General features: G+C 69.9%; 20 protein-coding genes. 8 read left to right on the forward strand and 12 right to left on the reverse strand.

The window, feature by feature from the left end; all coding sequences use genetic code 11:
• Window positions 1-74: 74 nt before the first annotated feature.
• Window positions 75-1,298, forward strand: a complete 1,224-nt coding sequence (locus A37W_RS0118465; RefSeq protein WP_018304535.1) for an argininosuccinate synthase — start codon at window positions 75-77, stop codon at window positions 1,296-1,298.
• Between the two features lie 46 nt (window positions 1,299-1,344).
• Window positions 1,345-1,758, forward strand: coding sequence for a DUF1810 domain-containing protein (locus tag A37W_RS0118470; RefSeq protein WP_018304536.1), 414 nt, complete (start codon window positions 1,345-1,347; stop codon window positions 1,756-1,758).
• 7 nt (window positions 1,759-1,765) lie between these two features.
• Here A37W_RS0118470 and A37W_RS0118475 read toward each other — a convergent pair whose 3' ends face one another.
• Genes A37W_RS0118475 through A37W_RS0118485 form a run of 3 tightly spaced genes read right to left on the reverse strand, consistent with a single transcriptional unit; the run spans window position 1,766 to window position 3,587 of the window.
• Entirely contained in the window at window positions 1,766-2,473 is a 708-nt protein-coding gene (locus A37W_RS0118475) for a sulfotransferase-like domain-containing protein (RefSeq protein ID WP_040754390.1), read from the reverse strand.
• Window positions 2,470-2,691 carry a hypothetical protein gene (locus A37W_RS0118480; protein ID WP_018304538.1) on the reverse strand — a complete coding sequence of 74 codons (222 nt, stop codon included), beginning with the start codon at window positions 2,689-2,691 and terminating at the stop codon, window positions 2,470-2,472. Before A37W_RS0118480 ends, A37W_RS0118475 begins: the two co-directional genes overlap by 4 nt.
• On the reverse strand, window positions 2,688-3,587 hold the full coding sequence (locus A37W_RS0118485) for a D-amino acid aminotransferase (protein WP_018304539.1): 900 nt from the start codon (window positions 3,585-3,587) through the stop codon (window positions 2,688-2,690). Before A37W_RS0118485 ends, A37W_RS0118480 begins: the two co-directional genes overlap by 4 nt.
• A 93-nt stretch (window positions 3,588-3,680) precedes the next feature.
• On the opposite strand from A37W_RS0118485, the gene msrA reads away from it, so the two are divergent.
• Window positions 3,681-4,310: a peptide-methionine (S)-S-oxide reductase MsrA gene (msrA, locus tag A37W_RS0118490; RefSeq protein WP_018304540.1), complete on the forward strand. Its 630-nt coding sequence runs from the start codon at window positions 3,681-3,683 to the stop codon at window positions 4,308-4,310.
• Window positions 4,311-4,466: 156 nt separating this feature from the next.
• Here the strand turns inward: msrA and A37W_RS0118495 are convergent, their stop codons facing one another.
• The 3 genes from A37W_RS0118495 to A37W_RS0118505 form a co-directional block, all read right to left on the reverse strand.
• Window positions 4,467-5,345 carry a ribokinase gene (locus tag A37W_RS0118495; protein WP_018304541.1) on the reverse strand — a complete coding sequence of 293 codons (879 nt, stop codon included), beginning with the start codon at window positions 5,343-5,345 and terminating at the stop codon, window positions 4,467-4,469.
• Window positions 5,345-7,600 (reverse strand): NADP-dependent malic enzyme, encoded by a 2,256-nt coding sequence (locus A37W_RS0118500; protein ID WP_018304542.1) that lies wholly within the window; start codon window positions 7,598-7,600, stop codon window positions 5,345-5,347. The genes A37W_RS0118495 and A37W_RS0118500 overlap by 1 nt, the downstream gene beginning before the upstream one ends.
• 72 nt (window positions 7,601-7,672) lie before the next feature.
• Window positions 7,673-8,107, reverse strand: a complete 435-nt coding sequence (locus A37W_RS0118505) for a MarR family winged helix-turn-helix transcriptional regulator (RefSeq protein WP_018304543.1) — start codon at window positions 8,105-8,107, stop codon at window positions 7,673-7,675.
• Between the two features lie 94 nt (window positions 8,108-8,201).
• On the opposite strand from A37W_RS0118505, the gene A37W_RS0118510 reads away from it, so the two are divergent.
• Window positions 8,202-9,428 (forward strand): MFS transporter, encoded by a 1,227-nt coding sequence (locus A37W_RS0118510; protein ID WP_018304544.1) that lies wholly within the window; start codon window positions 8,202-8,204, stop codon window positions 9,426-9,428.
• Window positions 9,429-9,525: 97 nt separating this feature from the next.
• The gene (mutS, locus tag A37W_RS0118515; RefSeq protein WP_040754391.1) at window positions 9,526-12,129 is read left to right on the forward strand and encodes a DNA mismatch repair protein MutS; all 2,604 of its coding nucleotides are present in this window, start codon (window positions 9,526-9,528) and stop codon (window positions 12,127-12,129) included.
• 114 nt (window positions 12,130-12,243) lie between these two features.
• Here mutS and A37W_RS0118520 read toward each other — a convergent pair whose 3' ends face one another.
• Window positions 12,244-12,831 carry a nucleotide exchange factor GrpE gene (locus tag A37W_RS0118520; RefSeq protein ID WP_018304546.1) on the reverse strand — a complete coding sequence of 196 codons (588 nt, stop codon included), beginning with the start codon at window positions 12,829-12,831 and terminating at the stop codon, window positions 12,244-12,246.
• Between the two features lie 18 nt (window positions 12,832-12,849).
• A complete protein-coding gene (gene hrcA, locus A37W_RS0118525; protein ID WP_018304547.1) occupies window positions 12,850-13,917 on the reverse strand; it encodes a heat-inducible transcriptional repressor HrcA in 1,068 nt (355 codons plus the stop codon).
• Window positions 13,918-14,038: 121 nt separating this feature from the next.
• On the opposite strand from hrcA, the gene rph reads away from it, so the two are divergent.
• The 3 genes from rph to hemW are packed head-to-tail and all read left to right on the forward strand — an operon-like array spanning window position 14,039 to window position 16,513.
• Window positions 14,039-14,749, forward strand: coding sequence for a ribonuclease PH (rph, locus tag A37W_RS0118530; protein WP_026198601.1), 711 nt, complete (start codon window positions 14,039-14,041; stop codon window positions 14,747-14,749).
• Entirely contained in the window at window positions 14,746-15,357 is a 612-nt protein-coding gene (locus A37W_RS0118535; protein WP_018304549.1) for a non-canonical purine NTP pyrophosphatase, read from the forward strand. Before rph ends, A37W_RS0118535 begins: the two co-directional genes overlap by 4 nt.
• Window positions 15,350-16,513: a radical SAM family heme chaperone HemW gene (hemW, locus tag A37W_RS0118540; RefSeq protein ID WP_018304550.1), complete on the forward strand. Its 1,164-nt coding sequence runs from the start codon at window positions 15,350-15,352 to the stop codon at window positions 16,511-16,513. Before A37W_RS0118535 ends, hemW begins: the two co-directional genes overlap by 8 nt.
• A gap of 55 nt (window positions 16,514-16,568) precedes the next feature.
• Here the strand turns inward: hemW and A37W_RS0118545 are convergent, their stop codons facing one another.
• Genes A37W_RS0118545 through mnmG form a run of 4 tightly spaced genes read right to left on the reverse strand, consistent with a single transcriptional unit; the run spans window position 16,569 to window position 20,728 of the window.
• The gene (locus A37W_RS0118545) at window positions 16,569-17,456 is read right to left on the reverse strand and encodes a ParB/RepB/Spo0J family partition protein (RefSeq protein WP_018304551.1); all 888 of its coding nucleotides are present in this window, start codon (window positions 17,454-17,456) and stop codon (window positions 16,569-16,571) included.
• A gap of 11 nt (window positions 17,457-17,467) precedes the next feature.
• Complete coding sequence (locus A37W_RS0118550) at window positions 17,468-18,268, reverse strand: ParA family protein (protein WP_018304552.1); 801 nt, start codon at window positions 18,266-18,268, stop codon at window positions 17,468-17,470.
• Complete coding sequence (rsmG, locus tag A37W_RS0118555; RefSeq protein ID WP_018304553.1) at window positions 18,261-18,863, reverse strand: 16S rRNA (guanine(527)-N(7))-methyltransferase RsmG; 603 nt, start codon at window positions 18,861-18,863, stop codon at window positions 18,261-18,263. The genes A37W_RS0118550 and rsmG overlap by 8 nt, the downstream gene beginning before the upstream one ends.
• A complete protein-coding gene (mnmG, locus tag A37W_RS0118560; RefSeq protein WP_018304554.1) occupies window positions 18,860-20,728 on the reverse strand; it encodes a tRNA uridine-5-carboxymethylaminomethyl(34) synthesis enzyme MnmG in 1,869 nt (622 codons plus the stop codon). The genes rsmG and mnmG overlap by 4 nt, the downstream gene beginning before the upstream one ends.
• Window positions 20,729-20,732: the final 4 nt, after the last annotated feature.

Genomic DNA, 20,732 nt, shown 5'->3' on the forward strand with positions numbered 1-20,732 from the left:
GCCCGCCCGCTTGTGACCGCGCGCGATTGCCCTTATGCCACGCGCCGATCGCCCGCGCCGCAGGAGCCAAGCCGATGACCGCGCCCAAGAAAGTCGTTCTCGCCTATTCCGGCGGCCTCGACACCTCGATCATCCTCAAGTGGCTGCAGACCGAGTACGGCTGCGAGGTGGTGACCTTCACCGCCGACCTCGGCCAGGGCGAAGAGCTCGAACCGGCGCGCGAGAAGGCCCTGATGCTGGGGATCAGGCCCGAGAACATCTACATCGAGGACGTGCGGGAAGAGTTCGTGCGCGACTTCGTCTTCCCGATGTTCCGCGCCAACACGGTGTACGAGGGCCAGTACCTCCTCGGCACCTCCATCGCCCGGCCGCTGATCTCCAAGCGGCTGGTCGAGATCGCGCACGAGACCGGCGCCGACGCCGTCGCCCACGGCGCGACCGGCAAGGGCAACGACCAGGTGCGCTTCGAGCTGGCGGCCTACGCCCTCGACCCCGACATCAAGGTGATCGCGCCCTGGCGGGAGTGGGACCTAAGCAGCCGGACCAAGCTGCTGGAGTTCGCCGAACAGAACCAGATCCCGATCGCCAAGAACAAGCGCGGCGAGGCGCCGTTCTCGGTCGACGCGAACCTGCTGCACACCTCGTCCGAGGGCCGCGTGCTGGAGGACCCGGCTGAGGAGGCGCCCGACTACGTGATGCAGCGCGTCACGCCGGTGGAGCAGGCGCCCGATGCGCCCGAGTTCATCGAGATCGGATTCGAGCAGGGTGACGCGGTGTCCATTGACGGCGAGCGTCTGTCGCCCGCGACGATCCTGACGCGTCTGAACGAACTCGGCGGCAAGCACGGGATCGGCGTCCTCGACCTGGTCGAGAACCGCTTCGTCGGCATGAAGTCCCGCGGCGTCTACGAGACGCCCGGCGGCACGATCCTCTTGGAGGCGCACCGGGGGATCGAGCAGATCACGCTCGATTCCGGCTCCGGGCACCTCAAGGACTCGCTGATGCCGCGCTATGCCGAGCTGATCTACAACGGCTTCTGGTTCTCGCCCGAGCGCGAGATGCTGCAGGCTCTGATCGACAAGAGCCAGGAGCACGTGACCGGCACCGTCCGGCTGAAGCTCTACAAGGGCGTCGCCCGCACCGTCGCCCGCTGGTCCGACCACTCGCTCTACTCCGAGGCGCACGTGACCTTCGAGGACGACGCCGGCGCCTACGACCAGAAGGACGCCGCCGGCTTCATCCGCCTGAACGCCCTGCGGCTGAAGCTGCTGGCGACGCGGGCGCGCCGGCTGAAGTGAACCCCGCGCCGGCCGTCCGCGTTTCCGAGCGAAACGGAGGACGCGGATGGCCGAGCTGCAGGACTTCATCGACGCGCAGGACAAGGTCTGGCCCGAGGTCGAGGCCGAGCTGCGGTCGGGGCGCAAGACCAGCCACTGGATCTGGTACGTCTTTCCCCAGTTGGACTCGCTCGGCCGCTCGCCGATGGCGCAGCATTACGGGTTGTCGGGGCTGGACGAGGCGCGGAACTACCTCGCCCATCCCCTCCTGCGGGCGCGGCTGGAGCAGGCGGCGCAGCTGTTGCTGGACAGCGAGGTCGGCGATCCCGTCGCCATTCTGGGCGAGACGGATGCGATGAAGGTGCGCTCGTCGATGACCCTGTTCGAGGCGGTGGAGGATGCGCCGCCGGTCTTCTCGCAGGTGCTGGACAGGCTCTATTCCAGCGAAAGATGCCCGCATACGCGCAAGGCCATCGGCTGATGCACCCTCACGGGCACAGCGCGTGCGACCGCATCGCCTCGTAGAACGGCAGCGCCTCCTCCACCAGCCGCGCGTCCCCTCCGTCGAGCGTCGGGAGGGGGCCCTCTGCGCCGGAGAACCCGGTGGAGAGGTGGACGGCGCCGTACCAGTGCGACGCCCAGACGCCGTCCCACGGCTTCGGCCCCGCCGCCCAGGACAGCATCGCCGGGTCGTCGGTCAGGCCGATCTCGGCGCACAGGCGCCGCAGCATGCCTTCCGGATCGGCGCGGATGTCGGCGCTGTCCAGCACCGGCCCGGGAAACCGCTCAAACAGGGCGGCGTGGCGGGCATAGCCGATGTCGTCCAGCGTCGGGCGCTCTCGCTTCGCCGCATAGCTGGCGACGACGCGGGCGGGGTGGCGGATCAGGTGGACGTTCGTGCAGGCCGCAGTCCAGTCGAGGGGGAAGCCGGGCAGCATGTGCTGCGCCATGTGCTTCATGTAGAGATGGGGCTTTTTGCCCGGAACAGGGTCTGATCCGCATTGCCGGGCGACGATCGCGGGGTCGGTCGGCTGCGCTGCCAGCACCTCTTCCCGCATCGGATGATCGAGGCCCGTGGCGGCGAGGTAGGCCGCGTAGAACGGCTCGTCCAGCACCGCGAAGTCCGCCCGGTTGCCGAAGGCGTACAGCATCGCCGTCGACAGGTTCCGTGGCCCGGACCAGCAGGCGATCCTCACCGCCGACCCCACAGCGTTTCACCCGGCGCCGCCCGCGCATAGGCCGCGGCGACGGCGCGCGCCGCCGCGATCAGGGCGAAGATCGCGGCCACGCAGACGGCGACCCGCACCGGCCACAGCTCCACCGCGCGAACGGCCCACCCCGCGGCAAGCAGGATCGTCAGCACCATCACCAGCAACGCCACCCGCGCCCTGCCCCGACGCTCGCCGTCGTTCATGCCGCGACCAGCGCCTTGTAGAGCTCCCGCAGCCTCTCGGTCATTGGCCCCAACTCGCCGGTGCCGATCCGTCGGCCGTCGATCGACGCCACCGGCGTCTGGGCGCCGAAGGTGCCGGTGAGGAACGCCTCTTCGGCGGAGTAGGTCTCCACCAGCGAGAAGTTCTTCTCGAACACCGGGATCCCGTTGGCCCGGCACAGGTCGATCACCTTGCCCCGCGTGATCCCGTTCATGCAGTAGTCCCCGGTCGAGGTCCAAACCTCGCCCTTGCGCACGATGAAGAAGTTGCAGGCATTGGTCGTGTTCACGAAGCCATGCACGTCCAGCATCAGCGCCTCATCCGCGCCCGCCTTTTCCGCCGCGATGCAGGCCAGCACGCAGTTCAGCTTGGAATGGGAGTTCAGCTTCGGATCCTGGCTCATCGGCAGGCCGCGGATGTGCGGGACCGTGGCGAGGCGGATCGGCCGCGGCAGGCGGGGGCGCGAGTATTCCATGATGATGACCATCGTCGGTCCGCGCCGGGACAGGGACGGATGCTGGAACGGCCGCGACTTCACGCCCCGCGTCACCATCAGGCGGGCGTGGGCGTCGGTCTCCATCCGGTTCGCCGCTCGCGTCTCCTCCAGCGCCGCGACGATCTGTTCGCGCGTCCGGGCGAGGTCGAGGTCGATCGCCGTCGCCGCCTCGAACAGCCGGTCCATGTGGTCGTCCAGGAACGCCCAGCGCCCGTCGTACAGGCGCAGGCCTTCCCAGACGCCGTCTCCCAGCATGAAGCCGCTGTCGAACACGCTGACGCTCGCCTCCGCGCGCGGGACGAGGCGGCCGTCCACCCAGACGAGGACTGTCTCGTTCCGGATGTCTTCCTCGGCCTGGTGGGTAGTGACTGTGTCGATCATGGCGCCGACGCTAGCGGCGCCTCAACACGGTGTGAAGGGTGGACCGTTCGCGCACCGGCGCTCGTATGTAGGGCAACAGATGGAGGATACCGCATGAGAACCCTGACCCTCGCCCTCGCCGTTTGCGTCGCGCCGCTCGCGGCACAGGCCGAGACGATCACCGTCGCCGGCGGCTGCTTCTGGTGCGTCGAGGCCGACTTCGAGAAGGTCGACGGCGTGTCGGAGGTGGTATCCGGCTTCACCGGCGGCACGGTGGAGAATCCGACCTACGAACAGGTGGTCCGTGGCGGCACCGGCCACTACGAGGCGGCCGAGATCGAGTACGACCCGGCCGAGGTCGATCTGCGGCAGCTGTACGACCTGTTCTTCCTGTCGATCGACCCGCTCGACGCGGGCGGGCAGTTCTGCGACCGCGGCGACAGCTACCGGACGGCGATCTTCGTCGAGACCGAAGAGCAGCGGCAGGCGGCCGAAGCGGCCAAGGCGGCGGCGCAGGAGCAGCTGGGCCAGGAGATCGTGACGCCGATCCTCGAGGCCGGGCCGTTCTACGCGGCGGACGAATACCACCAGGATTACTACCGCAGCGACGACCGGATCGCGATCTCGAGCGTCGGCCTCGCGGTGCCGAAGTCGGTGGCCTACGAGCGCTACCGCGAGCGCTGCGGGCGGGACGCGCGGCTGGAGCAGCTGTGGGGCGACGCGACGCCGTTCGCGGATCATTGAGGGGCGGGCGGCGCGTTTGCCGCGCGAGGCCCCGGCTCAGGGCCGGGGCGGGTGGCCTCGTAGGAGCGGCGCGTCCGAGGGAGCCCGTCCCGGGCCTGACCCGGGACTCCGCGCGGCCGGGGCAAGAACGCCCGACCGATTGGTGTCCCGAATCCCCTACGTCCCCCGCTCCTTCCGGAATGCCAGCACCTCTGCCAGGTCCGGTATCACGTCCGCCGTCCCTTTCCTCGTCACCATCAGCGCGCCAGCATGGCTCGCCAGCCGCAGCGCCTCGTCCATCGCCATGCCGCGGTCGAGCGAGGCGAGCAGATAGCCGGTGAACGTATCGCCGGCGCCCGTCGTGTCGACCGGCTCCACTTTCACGGGCGCGAATCGTTCCGTCCGTGCGCCGTGATGCCACTCGCTCCCGTCGCCCCCCAGCGTCACGATCACGTCGGCGACGCCGAGCTCACCGAGCGCCCGGCCCGTCGCCTCGGCCAGCTGCGCGGCCTCCACCGCGTTCAGGACGAGGAGATCCAGGGACGGCAACAGCGGCGTCACGGCTTCCGCCTCGAACGGCGCGGCGGCGTGCGCGACCTTCAGGCCCATCGCCTTTGCCAGCTTCGCCGCCTCGGCGAGGCCGTTGGTCTCGTTCTGGCAGACGAACCAGTCGCCCGTCGCCGCCCCGCTCAGCGCCTCTTCCACCAGCGCCGCCGGGATCGCCCTGTTGGCGCCGGGATGCAGGACGATGGCGTTCTCTCCATCGTCGTCGACCAGGATGATCGCCTGCCCGGTATCCTCGTCCAGAACCCGGACGAAGCGGGTATCGACGCCCCACTCCGTCAGCTGCTCGACAGCCCATCGCCCGTCCGCGCCGACGGCGCCGACATGGACCGCATGTGCCCCGGCACGGGCCGCGGCGACGGACATGTTCGCGCCTTTTCCACCGAGATAGAGACTGCGCCCGCGCGAGGCGAGGGTCTCGCCGGGCGCCGGAATGCGCGGGACGGCGAAGACGATGTCGGCGTTGATCGAGCCGAGGTTCCAGACCGCCATCAGTTGATCTCGCAGGCCGCCATGACGGCCATGTTGAGGATGTCGCTCGCCGTCGAGACGGTGGAGCAGATCTGGATCGGCCGGTCGATGCCGGTGAGGATCGGTCCGATCACCGTCGCGCCCGCCATCTCCTGCATCAGCTTGGTGCTGATCGAGGCGGAGTGCCGCGCCGGCACGACGAGGACGTTGGCCGGCCCGGTCAGGCGCGAGAACGGATAGGCCTCCGCCGCCTTGGGGTTCAGCGCGACGTCCACGGTCATCTCGCCCTCGTACTCGAAATCGACGCCGCGCCCGTCCAGGACGACGGGCGCGCGGTGCATCTTCTCGGACCGCTCGCTGACCGGGTAGCCGAAGGTCGAGAAGGACAGGAACGCGACCCGCGGCGTGAGGCCGAGATGCCGGGCGACGGCCGCGCCCCGCTCGGCGATGTCGGCCAGGTCCTCCTCGTCGGGCCATTCGTGCACCAGCGTGTCCGCGATCAGGACGATCCGGCCGCGATGCATGACGACCGACACGCCGACGGCGCCGTCATGCGGGCCGGCGTCGAAGACGTGGTTGATCAGCTCCAGCGCGTGCGCGCTCTTGCGCGTGGCGCCGGTGACCATGCCGTCGGCGTGCCCGTGCGCCAGCATCAGCGCGGCAAAGACGTGGCGGTCGCGGGCGGCGAGGCGGTGGACGTCCTGCTGGTCCACGCCCTTGCGCTGCAGGCGCTCGTACAGGAACGACTTGTAGGTCTCCAGATGCTCGGTGTTGGCCGCGTTCACCACCCGCAGCTCGCGCACGGCGTCGGCCAGGCCCTCGGCCTCGAGCTTCTGCTTCACGTCGGCCTCGCGGCCCACCACCAGCGCCCGGCCGAAGCCGCCGCGCTGGTACATGACCGCGGCGCGCAGGACGCGCGGATCGTCGCCCTCGGCGAAGACGATGGTCGCCTGCGCCGCGCGGGCGCGGGCGTGGATTCCGCGCAGGATCGACGCGGTCGGGTCCATCCGCGCGCGCAGGCTCGCCTCGTAGCCTTCCATGTCGACGATGGGCCGGCGCGCCGCGCCGGTGGCCATCCCCGCCTTCGCAACGGCGGGCGGGATGCGGTGGATGAGGCGCGGATCGAACGGGGTCGGGATGATGTAGTCGCGGCCGAAGGACAGCTTGCGCCCGTAGGCCAGCGCCACCTCGTCCGGCACCTCCTCGCGCGCCAGCAGGGCCAGCGCCCGGGCGCAGGCAATCTTCATCTCGTCGTTGATCGCCCGGGCGTGGATGTCGAGCGCGCCGCGGAACAGGTAAAGAAAGCCGAGGACGTTGTTCACCTGGTTGGGGTAGTCGCTGCGCCCGGTGGCGACGATGGCGTCGACGCGGACGGCATGCGCGTCCTCCGGCGTAATCTCCGGATCGGGATTGGCCATCGCGAAGATGACCGGGTTGTCGGCCATGCTCGCCACCATCTCGGGCGTCACGGCGCCCTTGGCCGAGACGCCCAGGAACACGTCGGCCCCCTTCATCGCCTCTTCCAGAGTGCGCAGGTCGGTCGCGGCGGCGTGCGCCGACTTCCACTGGTTCATCCCCTCGGTCCGGCCCTGGTAGATGACGCCCTTGGTGTCGCACATGATGCAGTTGTCGTGACTCGCCCCCATCGACTTCAGCAGCTCCAGGCAGGCGATTCCCGCCGCGCCGGCGCCGTTGAGGACGATGCGCACGTCCTCGATTTTCTTGCCGCTGAGGTGCAGCGCGTTGATCAGCCCGGCGGCGCAGATCACGGCGGTGCCGTGCTGGTCGTCGTGGAAGACCGGGATGTCCATCTCTTCCTTGAGGCGCTGCTCGATGATGAAGCATTCGGGGGCCTTGATGTCCTCGAGGTTGATGCCCCCGAAGGTCGGCCCCATCAGCCGCACCGCGTTGCAGAAGGCGTCCGGGTCCTCGGTGTCCAGCTCGATGTCGATGGAGTTCACGTCGGCGAAGCGCTTGAACAGCACCGACTTGCCTTCCATCACCGGCTTGGACCCCAGTGCGCCGAGATTGCCGAGGCCGAGGACGGCGGTCCCGTTCGAGATGACGGCGACGAGGTTGCCCTTGTTGGTGTAGTCGTAGGCGGTCTCGGGTCGGGCGGCGATCTCCTCGCAAGGGATCGCGACGCCGGGCGAATAGGCGAGCGACAGGTCGCGCTGCGTCGCCATCGGGACGGTGGCCTGCACCTCCCACTTGCCGGGCGTCGGGCGCATGTGGAACTGCAGCGCGTCCTCGCGCGTGAAGCGGGGCTTGGCCATGTGGTCCTCCCTTCCCGGACTTTTCCGGGCCGAAGGACGGTTTAGCGAAGGATTGCGGCGCGGCGCAACGCCTTAGCCGAGGTCGGCGAGGCTCCGCGCCATCGCCTGCGGGTCGCCCGGCAACTCGGCGTCGAGCCGCGCATGCTCCGCCTTCCAGAGCGGCACCGCCTGCGCGACCAGCGTCCGCCCCTCGTCCGTCAGCCGCGGCCGGCGCACCCGCGCGTCGGTCTCGTCCACCTCCATCGTCAGCAGGCCGCGCTTCGCCAGCGCTTTGGTCGCGGCGGTGAGCGTGGTGCTATCCATCGCCAGGAAATCGGCCAGCTCGCCCAGCCGTGGCCTCCACTCGCCGCACAGCGCCACCATCAGCGAGAACTGGCCGTTGGTGATGCCGAGCGGCGCGAACAGCCGGTCGAACCGGCGGGCGAGGCGGCGCGCGGCGCGCTGGGTTGCGAGGCACAGGCAGCGGTCGCGGATCTCGCGGACCGTCTCGATCGGGGGGGCGGGCACGGGCGTTGACATATCGATAGATTGATATCAAACCAACTGCGACGGTGCAATCGAATCGCGGGCGCTGCGGCGACCCGTCGCAGGGAGCTACGACATGCGCGAGCCGGCTTACAGGTGGGTCGTCCTGACCGCAGGCGGTATCATGGGCTGCATCGCGATGGGCTCGCTGTTCTCGCTGCCCGTGCTGCTGACGCCGATGACCGAGGCGACGGGCTGGTCCCGCACCGGCATCTCGGCCGCGATGACGGTCGCGTTCCTCGCCATGGCCTTCACCTCCATCGTCTGGGGCGCGCTGTCCGACCGCTTCGGCGCACGACCCGTGGTCGCGGCCGGATCGCTGCTGTTCGGGGCGAGCCTGCTGGCCGCGTCGCAGGCGACAAGCCTGTGGCAGTTCCAGGCCGCTTTCGGGGCCGGCTGCGGCATCGCGGTCGGCGCCTTCTTCGCGCCCATGATGTCCACTGTCACGGGCTGGTTCACCACGCGCATCGGCCTCGCCGTGTCGCTGGTGTCGGCCGGGATCGGGCTCGCCCCGGTCACCATGTCGCCGCTGGTGGCGCGGCTGATCGAGCGGATGGACTGGCGGCAGGTGATCGTGACCCTGGCGATCATCCTCGTCGCGACGACGCTGCCGCTGGCGATGCTGCTGCGCCGCCCGCCGCCGCAGGGCGAGGTGGCGCCGCTCACCGGGACGGACGGCGCCGTGGCGCCGGTGCCGACGGCCGGCATGAACGTGCGACAGGCGCTGATGTCGCCGCAGTTCATCGTCATCGTGCTGACCAACTTCCTGTGCTGCGCGACCCATGCCGGGCCGATCTTCCACACCGTCAGCTACCCCCAGCTGTGCGGCATCGCATTGGGCGCGGCGGTCACCATCTACTCGGTCGAGGGACTGGCCGGGATGGGCGGCCGCATCGGCTTCGGCGTCGCCGCCGACCGCTGGGGGGCGAAGCGCATCCTCGTCATCGGCCTTCTGGCGCAGGCCTGCGGCGCGCTCGCCTACTACTTCGTCCGCGACCTCTGGGCGTTCTACGTCGTCGCCGCCACCTTCGGCTTCATCTACGCAGGGATCATGCCGCTCTACAACGTGCTGATCCGCGAGAGCTTCCCGATGCGGATGATGGGCACGATCATGGGCGGCACCGGCCTCGGCGGCGGCCTCGGGATGGCGATCGGGCCGGTGCTCGGCGGCTGGATCTTCGACCGGACGGGCAGCTACGGCGGCCTCTACCTCACCAGCTTCGCCCTCGGCCTCGGCGCGGTCCTCGTCGCGATGACCTTCCGGCCGTTCCCGAAGCCGGCTGCGGTGCCCGTTCCCGCCTGAACGCTCCCTTCCGTTCGGCGGCCCCAGACGGTAGCGTCCCCCCGCCACGTCCGAGGGGGTCAGAGAGGTGAGCGAGCCGGCCGCTGCCGTCACGCCGATGATGGCGCAGTACCTGGAGATCAAGCGCGCCCACGAAGGGGCGCTGCTGTTCTACCGGATGGGCGACTTCTACGAGATGTTCTTCGACGACGCGGTGGCGGCGGCAGAGGCGCTGGACATCGCCCTGACCAAGCGCGGCAAGCATCTGGGCGAGGACATCCCCATGTGCGGCGTCCCGGTCCACGCGGCCGAGGGGTACCTGCTGCAGCTGATCCGCAAGGGATTCCGCGTCGCCATCGCCGAGCAGATGGAGGACCCGGCCGAGGCGAAGAAGCGCGGGTCGAAATCGGTGGTGGCGCGGGACGTCGTGCGGCTGGTCACGCCCGGCACGCTGACCGAGGAGTCGCTGCTGGACGCACGACGCCACAACTTCCTCGCCGCCTGGTGCACCGTCCGGGACGAGGGGGCATTGGCTTGGGTCGACATCTCGACCGGGGCGTTCTCGGTGCTGGCCTGCCCGCCGGCGCGGCTGTCCCGGGAGCTGGCGCGGCTGTCCCCGCGCGAGGTGCTTCTGGCGGAAGAGACGGAGCGGGACTGGGCCGGAGTCGTCTCTGACTCGGGCGCCTCCGCCACGCCGCTGGCGCGCGGCGCGTTCGACAGCGAGGGCGGAGCGCGGCGGCTGTGCGCGCTGTTCTCGGTCGGCTCGCTGGACGGATTCGGCGCCTTCAGCCGGGCCGAGATCGGCGCGATGGCGGCGGTGGCCGAGTACCTCGACCTGACGCAGAAGGGCCGGATGCCGCTGCTCCGCCCGCCGGTGCAGGAGCGGCCGGGCGGCGCCATGCAGATCGACGCCGCGACCCGCCGCTCGCTGGAGCTGACTGCGGCGATGGGCGGCGGCCGGGCCGGCTCTCTGCTGGGCGCGATCGACCGGACGGTGACGGCCGCGGGCGCGCGGCTGCTGGAGCGGCGGCTGTCCGCGCCGTCGTGCGAGCTGGAGACGGTGCTGGCCCGGCAGGCGGCGGTGACGCATTTCGTGGAAGACCGGGCGGCGGGCGAGGCGGTGCGCGACCGCCTGCGCGGTGCGCACGACATCGACCGGGCGCTGTCGCGGCTGGCGCTCGACCGGGGCGGGCCGCGGGACATGGCGGCGATCCGCAACACGCTGGCGGTGGCGGAGAACCTGGCCGGGCGGCTGGGGGGCGACCTGCCGGAGGTGCTGGCGCGGGCGGCGGAGGATCTGACGGGGCACGACGCGTTGCACGACCTGCTGGACGCGGCGCTGGTGGCGGAGCCGCCCCTGCTGGTGCGGGACGGCGGCTTCATCGCCGCGGGGCACGACGTCGAACTGGACGAGGCGCGGCAGCTGCGGGACGAGGGCCGGTCGGTGATCGCCGGGATGCAGGCGAAGTACGCCGAGACGGCGGCCGTGCCAGGCCTGAAGATCAAGCACAACAACGTCCTCGGCTACTTCATCGAGACGACGGCGACCCACGCCGAGAAGATGATGTCGCCGCCGCTGTCGGAGACCTTCATCCACCGCCAGACGACGGCGGGGCAGGTGCGGTTCACGACGGTCGACCTGTCGGAGCTGGAGACACGGATCCTCAACGCCGGGGGCAGGGCGCTGGAGCTGGAAAAGCGGCTCTATTCCAGCCTACGGGAGGCCATTATCGCCGAGGCGGCACGGCTCTCCGCGCTCGCCCGGGCACTCGCCGAGATTGACCTCGCGGCCGCGCTCGCCGATCTCGCCCGGGGCGAGGACTGGTGCCGGCCGCACCTGTCCACCGGCCGCGCCTTCCGGATCGTGGGCGGCCGGCATCCCGTCGTGGAACAAGCCCTGCGCAAGGCGGGCGAGCCGTTCATCGCCAACGACTGCGACCTCGGCGACAGCCCGATCTGGCTGCTGACCGGGCCGAACATGGCGGGCAAGTCGACTTTCCTGCGGCAGAACGCGCTGATCGCGATCCTCGCGCAGGCCGGCGCCTGGGTGCCGGCGGCGGAGGCGGAGATCGGCCTCGTCAGCCAGGTGTTCAGCCGGGTGGGCGCGGCGGACGACCTCGCCCGGGGGCGATCGACCTTCATGGTCGAGATGGTCGAGACGGCGGCGATCCTGAACCAGGCCGACGACCGGGCGCTGGTGATCCTCGACGAGATCGGGCGGGGGACGGCGACCTACGACGGGCTCTCCATCGCCTGGGCGACGTTGGAGCATCTGAACGCGGTGAACCGCTGCCGCGCGATCTTCGCCACGCACTATCACGAGATGGCGGGGCTGGCGGACCGGCTGGACGGGGTCGCCAACGCGACGGTGGCGGTGAAGGAGTGGGAGGGCGACGTGATCTTCCTGCACGAGGTCCGGCGCGGCACGGCCGACCGGTCCTACGGCGTGCAGGTGGCCCGGCTGGCCGGGTTGCCGGCGTCGGTCGTGGAACGGGCGCGGGTGGTGCTGGACGCGCTGGAGCAGGGCGAGCGGGAAGGGGGCGGCAAGCGCGAGACGCTGGTGGACGACCTGCCGCTGTTCTCGGCCGCGCCGCCGCCGCAGCCGGCGAAGAGCGCGCCGCCGGAGGTGGAGGCGAGGCTGCGGGAGGTGCATCCGGACGGCCTCACGCCGCGGGAGGCGCTGGAGCTGGTGTACGAGCTGAGGGGGCTGGTGCGCGAGTGAGAGAGGATCCGCCCCGGCCTTGAGCCGGGGTCTCGATCAGCTGGTGTTTCGCCCGGACCTGCGAGGCCCCGGCTCAGGGCCGGGGCGGGTATGCACTCGATCCGTGGGTGTCACTCAATTCGCCGGGGTCGACGACACGCCGACCTGCGCGGGGCGCAGCAGGCGGTCGTGCAGCAGGAAGCCGCGGGCCATGACCTGGATGATCTCGCCGGCCTTGGTCCCCGGCACCGGCGCCTCGAACATCGCCTGGTGGTGCTGCGGGTCGAACTTCTCGCCCACTTCCGGCGCGAGCGACTCGATCCCGTGCTTCTTGAACACGTTGAGCAGCTCGCGCATCGTCAGCTCCACCCCCTCGATCAGGCCGCCGGTCTCGGCGCGCTTCTCCTCGGGCACGGCGTCGAGCGCGCGGGCGAGGGCGTCGTAGACCGGCAGCAGGTCGCGGGCGAGCTTCGACCCGCCGTAATTCTCGGCCTCGCGGCGGTCGCGGTCGGCGCGCTTGCGCACGTTCTCGGCCTCGGCGAGGGCGCGGATGAACCGGTCCTTGTACTCGTCCCGCTCGGCGGTCAGCGCGGCGATCGCGTCCTCGCCCTCGGCCGCGGCGCCGACGGCCTCGGCGGTCGGGTCCAGCCCTTCGGCCTCCATCGCCTCGGCCTCGGCGGCGAGGTCGTCCAGGGACTGCGGTTCGGTCTTGTTCTTGGCCATGCTCTTACCTCGGGTCGGTCAGCTGGCGCCCCGGTCGGCGATCATCCGTCCGACCAGCTGCGCGGTGTAGTCAACGATGGGCACGATTCGCCCGTAATTCAGGCGGGTGGGGCCGATGACCCCGACCGCGCCCACGATCTTGCGGTCGGCGTTCATATAAGGAGAAACGACCAGAGAGGAACCCGACAGCGAAAAGAGCTTGTTCTCGGAGCCGATGAAGATGCGGACGCCCTCGCCCCGCTCGGTCAGTTCCAGGAACTCGGCGATGTCGCGCTTGCGCTCCAGATCGTCGAACAGCTCGCGGATGCGTTCCAGATCCGCCTCGCCGCCCTCGCCGAGGAGGTTGCCGCGGCCGCGGACGATCAGCCTCTCGGTCTGTTCGCCGCGGTTGATCCATTCGGCGACGCCGGTCTCGACGAGGTCGGCGGCGAGCGTGTCCAGCTCCTGCCGGCGGGCGGCGATCTCGCGGCCGACGACGGTGGACAGCTCCGACAGCGTCCGGCCCTCGGCCAGAGCGTTCAGGAAGTTCGCGGCCTCGCGCAGGGAAGAGGGCGTCTGGCCCGGCGGCGGGCTGAACAGGCGGTTCTCTACATGGCCGTCAGCGAAGACGAGGACGACGAGGGCACGGTCGGCGGCGAGCGACACGAACTCGATATGCCGGATCGGCGCCTCGTGCTTGGGCGCGAGCACCAGGCTGGCGCCGCGGGTGACGCCGGAGAGGGCGGAACCGACGCGGTCCAGCAGGCTCGCCACGTCGCCGCCGCGGTCGCCCAGCGTCTCGTCCAGCTTGGCGCGGTCCTCGGTATCGAGATCGCCGACCTCGAGCAGGCCATCGACGAACAGGCGCAGGCCCGCCTGGGTGGGGATCCGGCCCGCGCTCACGTGGGGGGAGCCGATGAGGCCGAGGAATTCGAGATCCTGCATCACGTTGCGGATCGTCGCGGCGCTCACCTGCTCGCTGAGGGTGCGGGTGAGGGTGCGCGAGCCGACGGGTGCGCCGGTCTGCAGATAGCCTTCGACCACCCGGCGAAACACTTCGCGGGAGCGGTCGTTCAGTTCGTCGAGATTGGGCGTGCGGTCGGGCATGAGCGATGTCGCGGCAAAGCGGCCCAATTAGAACGAGCGGGCCCCCGCCGTCAATCGGACCTTGGATTTCGAGGGGCCGGGGGATAGGACCGCGCCCGAACCAGCGGCAAGGAACATGGGCATGCGACCTTCGGGACGGAAGACCGACCAGATGCGGACGATCTCGATCGAGACCGGGATCACGCGTCATGCCGAAGGCTCGTGCCTGATCCGCGTCGGCGACACGCACGTGATCTGCACCGCGAGCGTGGACGAGAGGGTGCCGCCGTTCCTGCGCAATTCCGGTCTCGGCTGGGTCACCGCCGAATACGGCATGCTGCCGCGCGCCACCACGAGCCGGACCCGGCGCGAGGCGGCCGCGGGCAAGCAGGGCGGCCGGACGGTGGAGATCCAGCGCCTGATCGGGCGGTCCCTGCGCGCCGGCGTGGATCGCGTGGCGCTGGGAGAGCGGCAGATCACCATCGACTGCGACGTGATCCAGGCCGACGGCGGCACCCGCTGCGCCGCGATCACCGGCGGCTGGGTGGCGCTGAAGCTGGCGGTGAACCAGCTGATGCGCGCGGGCCTCGTCACGACCGACCCGCTGGTCGACCCGGTGTCGGCCGTGTCCTGCGGCATCTATGCCGGCCAGCCGGTGCTGGACCTCGACTATCCCGAGGACAGCGAGGCGGGGGTCGACGGCAACTTCGTGATGACCGGCGACAGGCTGATCGAGGTGCAGATGTCGGCCGAGGGCGCGACCTTCGCGCGGGAGCAGATGGATGCGCTTCTCGACCTCGCGACGGCCGGCACGGCCGAGCTGGCGGCGGCGCAGCGGGCGGCGGTGGCGTGACGCGGCGGTTCGAGGGCGCTCAGCTGGTCGTCGCGACGCACAATCGCGGCAAGCTGGAGGAGATCGCCGATCTCCTCGCGCCCTACGGCGTGACGCTGACCTCGAACGACGACCACGGCCTGCCGGAGCCGGAGGAGACCGAGGACACGTTCGCCGGCAATGCCCGGATCAAGGCGCACGCGGCGGCGCGGGCGACCGGCCTGCCGGCGCTGGCCGACGACAGCGGCCTCACCATCGACGCGCTGGGCGGTGCGCCGGGCGTCCGGACGGCGGATTGGGCCGAGACGGGGCAGGGGCGCGACTTCGGGATGGCGATGGAGCGGGCGTGGCGCGAGATCGGCGCCAGCGGGGCCACGGCGCCGTTCACCGCCGCCTTCAACTGCACGCTGGTGCTGGCCTGGCCGGACGGGCACGACGAGGTGTTCGAGGGGCGGATGCCGGGGCAGGTCGTCTGGCCGCCGCGGGGCGAGCAGGGGCACGGTTACGACCCGGTGTTCCAGCCGGACGGGTTCGACGTGACCTTCGGCGAGATGGACCGCTGGCAGAAGAACCGGATCAGCCACCGCGCCCGGGCCTTCGAGAGGCTGGTGGCGGGCTGCTTTGCCTGAGGTCACGCGGTTCGACGAGGGGGGCGGCTTCGGGCTGTACCTGCATTGGCCGTTCTGCCAGGCCAAGTGCCCGTACTGCGACTTCAATTCGCACGTGGTGTCGCGCATCGACCAGAACCGCTGGGCTGACGCCTACGAGGCCGAAATCGCGCGCGCGGCGCGCGAGACCGAGGGGCGGGTGCTGCGGTCGATGTTCTTCGGCGGCGGCACGCCGAGCCTGATGCATCCCGAGGTGGTGGACCGCGCCATTGCTGCGGCGCGGGCGGCCTGGCCCGCGGCAAACGACATCGAGATCACGCTGGAGGCGAATCCGACGTCGGTCGAGGCGGAGCGCTTCCGCGGCTACGCGGCGGCGGGCGTGAACCGGGTCTCTGTCGGGCTCCAGTCCCTGCGGAACGACGACCTCCGGCGGCTGGGGCGGCTTCATTCGGCGGAGGAGGCGCGGGCGGCGGTGGCGGTCGCGCGGGACGTGTTCCCGCGGGTGTCGTTCGACCTCATCTACGCCCGGCAGGACCAGAGTGTCGAGGACTGGCGCGAGGAGCTTGCCGAGGCGCTGGCGATGGCCGCCGACCACCTGTCGCTGTACCAGCTGACGATCGAGGACGGCACCGCCTTCGGCGCGCGGGCCGCCGCGGGCGGACTGCGGGGGCTGCCGGACGAGGACAGGGCGGCGGACCTGTGGGAGGCGACGCAGGCGGCGTGCGCGGCGGCGGGACTCCCGTCCTACGAGGTCTCGAACCACGCGCGGGAGGGGGCGGAAAGCCGTCACAACCTGATCTACTGGCGCGGCGGCGACTGGGTCGGGATCGGTCCGGGCGCGCACGGGCGGCTGACGCTGGACGGCCGGCGGATCGCCACGGAGACGCCGCTGGCGCCGGGGGAGTGGCTGGCGCGGGTCGAGGAGGCCGGCTCGGGCGAGTCGCTGCGCGAGGAGGTGTCGCGCGAGAACTGGCTGGCCGAGCTGCTGATGATGGGCTTGCGGTTGCGGGAGGGAATCGACCTGGGGCGGGTGGAGCCGCTGGGGGCAGCTGCGCTGGAGGGGCGGATCGGCGGGCTTGAAGAGCTCGGGCTTCTGGAGCGTGTCGACGGCCGCCTGCGAACGACCGTCACGGGGCGCCCGGTCCTGAACGCCGTATTGCGGGAACTCCTCACCTAAGCCCTTGAAGATGGAAGGAAACCCGTCCTGCGCCGAGGGCCGTGGCGCAGTGGCCTCAGCCGCCCGAAAGGGCGCGCAGCAGATCGTCCAACTGCTCCAGCGTCCGGTAGCGCAACGTCAGGCGCCCGCCCTCGCCGCCGGGATCCTGGTCGATCGACACGCCCATGCCGAGTGCGGCGGCGAGTTCGCCCTCGATCTGTCGCGTGTCGGCGTCCTTTTCGCCCCGTGACGCGCGGGGCCGGGGCGGGGCGTCGGTGCCTGCGGCACGGGCCATCTTTTCGGCATCGCGGACCGAGAGGCGGTTCTTCACGATCTTCGCGGCGAGTGCCGGCGCGTCCGGGTGGCCGATCAGTGCGCGGGCATGCCCCGCGGTCAGACGGCCCTCGGTCAGGTGGTCCAGCACCTCGGGTGGCAGCGCGAGCAGACGCATCTGGTTGGCGATGTGGCTGCGACTCTTGCCGAGTGCGGAGGCGAGCTGGTCCTGGGTGTGGCCGAACCGGTCCATCAACTGCCGGTAGCCCTGCGCCTCGTCGACGGGATTGAGGTCGGCGCGCTGGATGTTCTCGATGATGGCGACTTCGAGGACCTCGGTGTCGCTGTAGTCCCGGACGAGGACCGGCATGTCGTGCAGCTGCGCCCGCTGCGCCGCGCGCCAGCGCCGTTCACCGGCGACGATCTGGTAGCGGCCCTCGTCGGCCGGGTCCCGGCGGACGATGATCGGCTGGATCACGCCCTTCTCCCGGATCGACGACGCCAGCTCGTCCAGAGCCTCGTCGTTGAAGGAGCGGCGGGGCTGGTCGGGGTTGGGACGGATCGCCTCGATCGGGATCCGCGTGTCCGGGCGGCGAGGACGTTCGGCGCCCTCGGGTGTGCGTTCCGGGCCGACATCCGACATCAGGGCGGACAGGCCCCGCCCGAGGCCGCGCTTGGGCTTCTCTGCCATCGTCGTCTCCTTCAGGCGCGTTCGCGGGCGATGAGTTCGGCCGCGAGGTCGCGGTAGGCGGTCGCTCCGGTCGAGGTCGGATCGTAGTCGATGACCGGCATCGCGAAGGACGGCGCCTCGCTGAGGCGCACGTTGCGGGGGATCAGCGTCGAGAAGACGAGGTCGCCGAGGTTGTCGCGCGCGTCGGCCTCGACCTGCTGCGACAGGTTGTTGCGACGATCGTACATCGTGAGGACCACGCCCTCGATCCGAAGATCGGGGTTGGCGTTCGCCCGCACCTCCCTAATCGTCAGCATCAGCTGCGACAGGCCTTCCAGCGCGAAGAACTCGCTCTGCAGCGGGACGACGACGGAATGCGCGGCAACCATGGCATTGACCGTCAATATGTTGAGGCTTGGCGGACAATCTATCAAGATGTAGTCGAGGGACCGTTTCTCGATCCGTGGATCGCGCAGGGCGTCGTGCAGCAGGAAGCTGCGCTTCTCGTTGGCGATGAGCTCTATATCGGCCGAGCTGAGGTCCTGCGTCGCGGGGATGAGGGACAGGTTCGCGACGTTCGTCGCCTGGATGGCATCATCGACGGAGGCATCGCCGAGGATGAAATCGTAGGTCGTGACTTCTCGTCTGTCCGGTGAGAGGCCAAGGCCCGTCGAGGCGTTTCCTTGAGGATCAAGGTCGATCAGGAGGACCTGGCGACCCTCCCGCGCAAGGGCCGCGCCGAGATTGATCGCCGTCGTGGTCTTTCCGACTCCTCCCTTCTGATTCGCGACGGCCATGATCTTCGGGCCGCGATAGCGCAGGTAGTCAGACACGGCGGGGCCTCTCGATCTTGAGGATGCGGGCTTCGGGATCGGTCATACTGGGAAACTCGGTCAAGGCGAAGTCCCACGACGCACGGGCAGCGGCAATTTCGGCTGCGGCCTGCCGGCCCTTCGGGAAGAGGGCGATGCCGTCGGGCGCCAGGTGGAGCGCGGCAAATCCGATCAGGTCCGTCAGGGGCGCGAGGGCCCGGGCGGACACGACGTCGGCTCCCAACGGAGCAAGATCTTCTATCCGGCAGGACAGGATCTCGACGGAAAGTCCCAGTTCCCGGCGGGCGGTCTGGAGGAAGGCGCACTTGCGCGCATCGCTTTCCACCAGCGTCACGCGGCAGCCGGGCTGCAGTATAGCGACCACCAGCCCGGGAAGGCCGCCGCCGCTTCCGAGATCGCCCCAAGTACGTCCCCCCTGATGCAGCGTTGCAAGTTGAGCCGAATCGAGGATGTGGCGCTGCCATACGTCCCCCGCCGTAGAGGGCGCGATCAGATTGATGCGTTTCGTCCACTTGCGGAGGAGTTCCACGTAGGCGAGCAGGCGCTCCCTCGTTTCACGTGAAACATCCATCCCCGGAAGGTCGAGGTCCATCATGCCGAGAGTTTCTGATCACGGCGGAGGCGGGCAAGGATGAGGACGACAGCGGAAGGCGTCATCCCTTCGATCCGGCTGGCGTGGCCGACGCTCGGCGGCCGACGCGATTCGAGCTTGCTTCGCAGTTCGGAGGACAGGCCGGAAATCGCCCCGTAATCGAAGTCCGGAGGGATCTGTTCAGCCTCTCCCGCTCGCAGGCTGACGATGTCCCGCTGCTGTCGGTCGAGGTACGACGCGTAGAGCGCGTCCCTCTTGACTTGAGCGCGGATCTCCCGGTCGGCCGATGGAATATGCGGCGAGATGGCCTGCAGCGTCACCCAGTCAACATCGGTCAGCGACAGCGCTTGCAGCGCACTGCGGGTCTCCTTCTCGGGGTTGATCCGGACGCCTTGTCCCGCAAGATCGCGCGCCTTGATCGGGATGGCGTTCAGTCGAGCGCGCGTCGACTCCAAGGCCTCCGTCTTCCGTGCGAAAGCTTCTGCACGTGCCGTGCCCACACATCCTACTTCGACGCCCAGCGCCGTCAGGCGCTGGTCCGCGTTATCCGCCCGCAACGACAGCCGGAACTCCGCTCGCGAGGTGAACATGCGATAGGGTTCGCTGACCCCCTTGCTCACGAGGTCGTCGATCATCACGCCGATGTACGACGAGGCCCGATCGAATCGCAGTCCCTCCCGGCCGAGCGAAGCGGAGGCGGCCGACAGCCCCGCGACAAGCCCCTGGGCCGCCGCCTCCTCGTACCCGGTCGTGCCGTTGATCTGGCCGGCGAGGTAGAGGCCATCGACATCCCGTACCCGAAGCTGCTCTGTCAAAGCGCGCGGATCGACGTAATCGTACTCGATCGCGTAGCCGGGTTGAGTGATGACGGCCCGCTCGAGCCCCGCAATGGTTCGGACGTAGTCCTCCTGCACCTCGGGGGGCAGAGAGGTGCTGATGCCGTTCGGATAGACGGTCGGATCGTCCAGGCCTTCCGGCTCCAGAAAGATCTGGTGGGAGTCCTTTTCGGCGAACCTTACCACCTTGTCCTCGATCGAGGGACAGTAGCGAGGTCCGGCGCCCTCGATGTACCCGCCGTACATGGCAGAGCGTCGGAGGTTGGCCCGGATGATATCGTGTGTCGCTTCGTTCGTATGGGTAATTCCGCAGCTGATCTGACGGCAAGCAAGGTCAGTGGTCAGCAGGGACAGGAAAGTGGGATCGTCGTCGCTGGGCTGCATCTCCAGCCGGTCCCAGTCAATGGTCCGACCGTCCAGGCGAGGCGGCGTTCCGGTCTTCAACCGCCCGAGGGGAAGGCCCATATCGGCGATCCGTTCCGCCAGCCTCACCGAGGGCGCCTCGCCGATCCGCCCGCCCGGACGACTGCGGTCGCCCATGTGGATGACGCCGCGCAAGAACGTCCCGGTCGTCAAGACCACCGAGTGCGCCTGAATCTCTTCTCCGCCTGCAAGACGGACGCCACGCACCGCGCCGGCGTCCATCACGAAATCCGCGACTTCTCCTTGGAGAATCGTCAGACCATCCCGCGCGGACAGCAAGCGCAGCATTTCGGCCCGGTACCGCCTCCGATCGGCTTGCGCCCTCGGACCCTGGACTGCCGGCCCCTTCCGACGGTTGAGCAGGCGGAACTGGATGCCGGCATGGTCGGCCACCCGCCCCATCACACCATCGAGGGCGTCGATCTCGCGGACCAGGTGGCCCTTCCCGAGACCACCGATCGCAGGATTGCACGACATGGCGCCGATCCCCTGGCGGCTCAGCGTGACCAACGCCGTCGTCGCACCCATTCGTGCGGAGGCGTCAGCCGCTTCAGCGCCGGCATGCCCGCCGCCCACGACGATGACGTCGAATTGTTTCACGTGAAACACCTCG

It is taken from the genome of Wenxinia marina DSM 24838 (assembly GCF_000379485.1).
Taxonomy (GTDB): Bacteria; Pseudomonadota; Alphaproteobacteria; order Rhodobacterales; family Rhodobacteraceae; genus Wenxinia; species Wenxinia marina.

What these genes read in the sequence shown, in the direction of transcription:
- A37W_RS0118465 (WP_018304535.1), top strand. Translation starts at nt 75, where the DNA reads ATGACCGCGCCCAAGAAAGTCGTTCTCGCCTATTCCGGCGGCCTCGAC.
- A37W_RS0118470 (WP_018304536.1), top strand. Translation starts at nt 1,345, where the DNA reads ATGGCCGAGCTGCAGGACTTCATCGACGCGCAGGACAAGGTCTGGCCC.
- A37W_RS0118480 (WP_018304538.1), bottom strand. Translation starts at nt 2,691, where the DNA reads ATGAACGACGGCGAGCGTCGGGGCAGGGCGCGGGTGGCGTTGCTGGTG.
- A37W_RS0118485 (WP_018304539.1), bottom strand. Translation starts at nt 3,587, where the DNA reads ATGATCGACACAGTCACTACCCACCAGGCCGAGGAAGACATCCGGAAC.
- msrA (WP_018304540.1), top strand. Translation starts at nt 3,681, where the DNA reads ATGAGAACCCTGACCCTCGCCCTCGCCGTTTGCGTCGCGCCGCTCGCG.
- A37W_RS0118495 (WP_018304541.1), bottom strand. Translation starts at nt 5,345, where the DNA reads ATGGCGGTCTGGAACCTCGGCTCGATCAACGCCGACATCGTCTTCGCC.
- A37W_RS0118500 (WP_018304542.1), bottom strand. Translation starts at nt 7,600, where the DNA reads ATGGCCAAGCCCCGCTTCACGCGCGAGGACGCGCTGCAGTTCCACATG.
- A37W_RS0118510 (WP_018304544.1), top strand. Translation starts at nt 8,202, where the DNA reads ATGCGCGAGCCGGCTTACAGGTGGGTCGTCCTGACCGCAGGCGGTATC.
- mutS (WP_040754391.1), top strand. Translation starts at nt 9,526, where the DNA reads ATGATGGCGCAGTACCTGGAGATCAAGCGCGCCCACGAAGGGGCGCTG.
- A37W_RS0118520 (WP_018304546.1), bottom strand. Translation starts at nt 12,831, where the DNA reads ATGGCCAAGAACAAGACCGAACCGCAGTCCCTGGACGACCTCGCCGCC.
- hrcA (WP_018304547.1), bottom strand. Translation starts at nt 13,917, where the DNA reads ATGCCCGACCGCACGCCCAATCTCGACGAACTGAACGACCGCTCCCGC.
- rph (WP_026198601.1), top strand. Translation starts at nt 14,039, where the DNA reads ATGCGACCTTCGGGACGGAAGACCGACCAGATGCGGACGATCTCGATC.
- A37W_RS0118545 (WP_018304551.1), bottom strand. Translation starts at nt 17,456, where the DNA reads ATGGCAGAGAAGCCCAAGCGCGGCCTCGGGCGGGGCCTGTCCGCCCTG.
- rsmG (WP_018304553.1), bottom strand. Translation starts at nt 18,863, where the DNA reads ATGATGGACCTCGACCTTCCGGGGATGGATGTTTCACGTGAAACGAGG.